This is a genomic window from Chamaesiphon sp. VAR_48_metabat_135_sub (genome assembly GCF_031418915.1).
Taxonomy (GTDB): Bacteria; Cyanobacteriota; Cyanobacteriia; order Cyanobacteriales; family Chamaesiphonaceae; genus Chamaesiphon.
Window position 1 is genome coordinate 1 of sequence record NZ_JANOJV010000154.1, and the last position, 4,402, is coordinate 4,402.

6 protein-coding genes are annotated in these 4,402 nt (G+C 35.5%); all 6 read right to left on the reverse strand.

Features of this window, described 5'->3' with window-relative positions:
- Positions 1-336, reverse strand: a 336-nt coding sequence (locus RMO55_RS11160) for a hypothetical protein (RefSeq protein WP_310426555.1), incomplete at its 3' end; no start/stop codon positions are given.
- An 84-nt stretch (positions 337-420) separates the two neighbouring features.
- Positions 421-969 carry a hypothetical protein gene (locus tag RMO55_RS11165; RefSeq protein ID WP_310426556.1) on the reverse strand — a complete coding sequence of 183 codons (549 nt, stop codon included), beginning with the start codon at positions 967-969 and terminating at the stop codon, positions 421-423.
- Between the two features lie 101 nt (positions 970-1,070).
- Positions 1,071-2,048, reverse strand: a complete 978-nt coding sequence (locus RMO55_RS11170; RefSeq protein WP_310426558.1) for an SGNH/GDSL hydrolase family protein — start codon at positions 2,046-2,048, stop codon at positions 1,071-1,073.
- A gap of 46 nt (positions 2,049-2,094) precedes the next feature.
- Positions 2,095-2,472, reverse strand: a complete 378-nt coding sequence (locus RMO55_RS11175) for a hypothetical protein (RefSeq protein WP_310426560.1) — start codon at positions 2,470-2,472, stop codon at positions 2,095-2,097.
- Positions 2,473-2,529: 57 nt separating this feature from the next.
- Positions 2,530-3,372, reverse strand: a complete 843-nt coding sequence (locus RMO55_RS11180) for a hypothetical protein (protein WP_310426562.1) — start codon at positions 3,370-3,372, stop codon at positions 2,530-2,532.
- Between the two features lie 244 nt (positions 3,373-3,616).
- Positions 3,617-4,279: a discoidin domain-containing protein gene (locus RMO55_RS11185; RefSeq protein WP_310426563.1), complete on the reverse strand. Its 663-nt coding sequence runs from the start codon at positions 4,277-4,279 to the stop codon at positions 3,617-3,619.
- Between the last annotated feature and the right edge of the window lie 123 nt (positions 4,280-4,402).

Here is a 4,402-nt window from a genome sequence, read left to right on the forward strand (position 1 = left end):
TTTCAGCTTACCAAAAGCCTGATTTATAATACCCTGCGCTCCAATTCCAAAAGCTCCGCCAAATATGAAATCAAGTGTAATACCAACTTTAGTTGTAAACAAGGCTCCCGATCCTACGCCTGGAAAATACTCTGCATGTAATCCAGACTCAATATATTCTTTGTAAAAGAAGACAACATTAGTTAAATAACGACCTTTATCTGTCTTTTGTTCGGGTGTAATTGTTGCAATTAATTCTTCTTTTTGCTTTTTAGTCAGTTCTCGAATATCTTTTAAGTTCCAGCGAGTTCCTGGACTCCATCGATCGCCAGTTCCGTCAAATGCGTATAATGCCATAATTAATATTTAGGTTGTATTGTACTTTTTGTTTCTTGATTGTCATTGAAATTTTTAGTACGATCGGTGGCGATACTAAAATCTTCAAAATTTTAATTTGTCAACTACAGGAATCGCAATGATTAGAATAATAGTCAAGCTAATGCCAATCCACTTAGCTGTTGTCAAAGCACTAGCCACTTTAACCATTTCTGATTTTAATCTTTGGTGCTGCTTTATCAAAATAATAATCGCAATGTTTTCACTCCAATCTACTAGTATTAGAAATAATGGCAGTAAGCGCATATCTCTAGGGAAATAAAGACTATTTTTAAAATGAGTCAACTCAACTGTAAGAATAATCGAGAAAAGTAGTGAGTAAGCGATTGGCAAAATTAAATCAAGTGTTACTAGTGCAGTAACATAAGTATTTACACCGTTAGTATTTTCATATCGATCTATTACTCGATCGACATCAGGATTGGAATACCAAAGCCTACTTTGAAAATCTTTTACATCATCCTTTAAATACTTATTTGTAATAGAATTAAAGGCAATCGATATTATGACTACAACAGTCAAAAGAATAATAGAGGAGAAGAGAACTCTATTCTCATTACTGAGCAGATCGACTGTTGTACGTAAAAAATCCATAAACATCTATAGATAAAGAGTAGTCAACAATATAAAAACCTACAATACAGCTATTCGATACTCAACCATGAAAAATAACATTTTATGGTTGAGACTAGGTGCTATTTCACATTACTTGTACTTAGACGAACAGGAAGAGATTTTTGAACTCGTATATCCTCAATAACTGTCTTGAATCGATCGGCTACGGATTTAAAACCGTCATTATTGGGATGAATTTCATCAAACCAGTTATTTTGATTTACGGCACCTCGGCAATCTACATGAAAAACACTCTTGCGGAATCGAGGTTCAGACACTAATTTTATTTGTGCTGCGTTAAGCCGATCGATCGCAAGCTTCATAATCTCCCTTTGCAAACTTGCATTATGAATGTTCTTAGATCGCATGTTATTTCCCATGAAAATACCAGATTCTCGCGGAATAACATAGTCATATCCATGACAAATAATTTTTACTCCAGGAAACCTTCTCAATATTTCCTCGAATAATTTACGATAAAGTTTTATTATTTCATCAATAAATTTATCAAATTCTGTGTTTAAGTACTCACTCGGCGTTAGATCGGGTGTAAATGGATTGAGTAATTCTGAGAATACTCCATCTGCAAACATATCATTGCCACCGCCACTAATCAAAAATATATCAGGTCTTTTGTCTATAATTGCATTGACTATCTTATCTATATTAAGATCTGAAGTCATATTTTCTAGCGTGTCGCCTGCTGCATCTAAACTCCAAGCTGCATAGTCATCAGATTCAGATATCCAGTCAATTACATCTTTAAGTAAAAAAGGAAATTGAAACCAGGAGTCACCTTCGGAAACAATTTTGACACCTCTAAAATCACCTTCTATTTTTTCTTGATATTTTTTCTGCCGATACTCTCTTGCGACCATATTAAACCATTTATCATCTATGTTTTGGCTGATAAGTTGTGACTTTACTTTTAACTTGGACTTGAAAGGAGCAAGATTAGGATTAGGATCTCGTTCAATAAGTTGTTCTATTTCGTCTTGAGTGGTATTAGGATTCGTTAATATTTCTCGTAATTCTTCAGGGGTGGTTGGTGTAGTCATGTGAATCTCCTATTAGTTATTTTGAAAGTTTGAGAGCTGTAAGTAATTAGACTAAGGTTAGTATATTCGCGATCGTAGAAATCAACGTACCTATTTGACTGAGAGTCTCGATCGAACTAGAAATACCTTTAAGTGTTTTTGATAATTCATCTATTCCCTCCTGAAGTTTTGATTCATTATTTTTAAATTTTTTGGCTATTTTTTCAATGCGTATCGTATCGAGATCGTTAATCAGATTTGACAGTTTGATTCTTTTATTTGTGAAATCTTTCTTTTGTTCTGGTGTCGCTTTATCTGGATCTTCAAACCATATTTGAGTGTCAGATGAATACAATTTATCCTCCAAATCTTTCAGTTTGTGGATATCTAGATCGCGCAATTTATCTAAGTCTAATAGCTGTTGTTGCTCTGGGGTAATGTCCATGTGTTTCACTCTTTAATAATTAGTTGTAAGTAATGAAGGTAGTTGAAAGCTGCAAAACTATTTGTTACTGCTTACTATTTTGACAAAAGCTTCTACTTCTGACAAGAAGATATTGACTGATTTAATATCTGATTTACCTTCCAGGAATGATTCAAATATATCTTTAAAGTTGCCCAGTGTTGAACTTGCACTTTTAAGATTCTCTGACATTATTGCCATTGTTAAAATACCCTGCCTAGTTTTAATCCATCCCGTTTCATCACCAATAGGGTTAGGTGATAAAATCGATCTGACAACTAACCTATTTTCTTGTAACTTTGATATTTTCTCTTTGTCTTCCAACATTATTTTCCCAATTTTTTCTAAAGCCTCCTCTTGTATTTTTAATTCACTGCTGATTAACTTTCCGCGTTTTTCTAGTTCTTGCTTGAGAGCCTCTCTGATTTGTAACTTCACGATCAAATTAACACCCGATCCCAATGTTGGACCAACACTTGGGCTTCCCGCAGCACCCGTGCGAATCACGATACCAAGACTGGTTAGATTTTTAGCAACTTTTTCTATTTCTGTCTGGGCTTTCTGTGGAGCATCAGAATTGGCAAGTTCTTGAAGCAATAGAAAATATTTCTTCAGCATTAAATTATGCTGCATTATTGCATTAATATACTTTATTCTATTTCTGTCAGAGTTAGAGATTTCTGCATATCTTACTGCTTCAATATTTGAGATTCTATCATTTGCTAAAGTTTGTTCCGATGACAAATCCACTCTGGCTTTAGCAGATTCATCTAGTAATAAATTGACAGCATCAATATATTTTATTCCAGCTTCACCCAATTTATTGTAATCATCATTAGAGCGACAGCCACTGATTAATGTGACCAAAAAAATTGCAGTCACGATCTGTCGAATATTTACATTTCTCTTCATTGCTTTACATGTATTTTACTTCTGAAAATTCTAAAGAAATCGCCATCACTGACTGATTTACCTTAAACATAACTCTGCTTGATCGAGTCCTCACCAAGAAAAAACAACAAAAAGTGACTACGTTTTGCTGGAGATATTAAGAGTAATATCAATCTCCGATCGCACAGCTTACGGGAGATTGAATTACAAGTCTGGGAGATAAATTCAGAACTATCTAAACAGACTTCGACTTGATTTCTTTGAGTCGTCGCTTCAATGCTGCACCACCGCCTAAACCCGCCAAAGTACCGAAGATCGTCAAAGGTTCGGGTACTGCTGTTGCTGCGGGAGTTCCATCAAACTGAACTTCTGACAATCCTGTTAGGACAGGATAACCGTAATTACTCAATACCTGGAACCGTACGTAGGATGCAGTGACTGGAGCAAAACTGAACTGCTCTGGAGATTCGGCTGAAAAGTAATATTCGATCTCAAACTGAGTGGGTGAACCTGCTAAAGTTGTAAAATTACTCCCATCGGTTGAGGTAAGAACGTTTACTCCCTTTACGCCCCAACTGTTTTCGCTATTTGAATTCCACAAGCTAAAACCACCTAGACTGTAAGTTCCATTCAGGTTAAAGGTAATATTACCTGTAATCACGTTATAATTACTAAGCCAATAAGTACCTGTAAATCCACTCCTATGATTTCCTGTCAAACTTGGGGTATTTCCAGGCAGCCCAGAACCATTGACAATATTGTTGATATTAGTAAAAATATCCAACGATCCCATATCAGTTGTGACAGTCACTCCGTTAATCAATGCGGCTTGAGCATTTGGGGCGTTAGCGATCGATAGAGCTAGAGTAGCTAGTCCCAATAGGGGTTTTTTGTACAAACCCTCGAAAAGAGGGAATAAGCATATTTATAGCTTAGAGATAGCAATTTTCTTCAAGTAACGATAGACACTCGCCTTAGAAAGAGAAAAATCTTTCATCAGAATTTTAATCAGAGTACCTTG

Coding starts and splice junctions, on each gene's coding strand:
- RMO55_RS11165 (WP_310426556.1), bottom strand. CDS start 969: ATGGATTTTTTACGTACAACAGTCGATCTGCTCAGTAATGAGAATAGA.
- RMO55_RS11170 (WP_310426558.1), bottom strand. CDS start 2,048: ATGACTACACCAACCACCCCTGAAGAATTACGAGAAATATTAACGAAT.
- RMO55_RS11175 (WP_310426560.1), bottom strand. CDS start 2,472: ATGGACATTACCCCAGAGCAACAACAGCTATTAGACTTAGATAAATTG.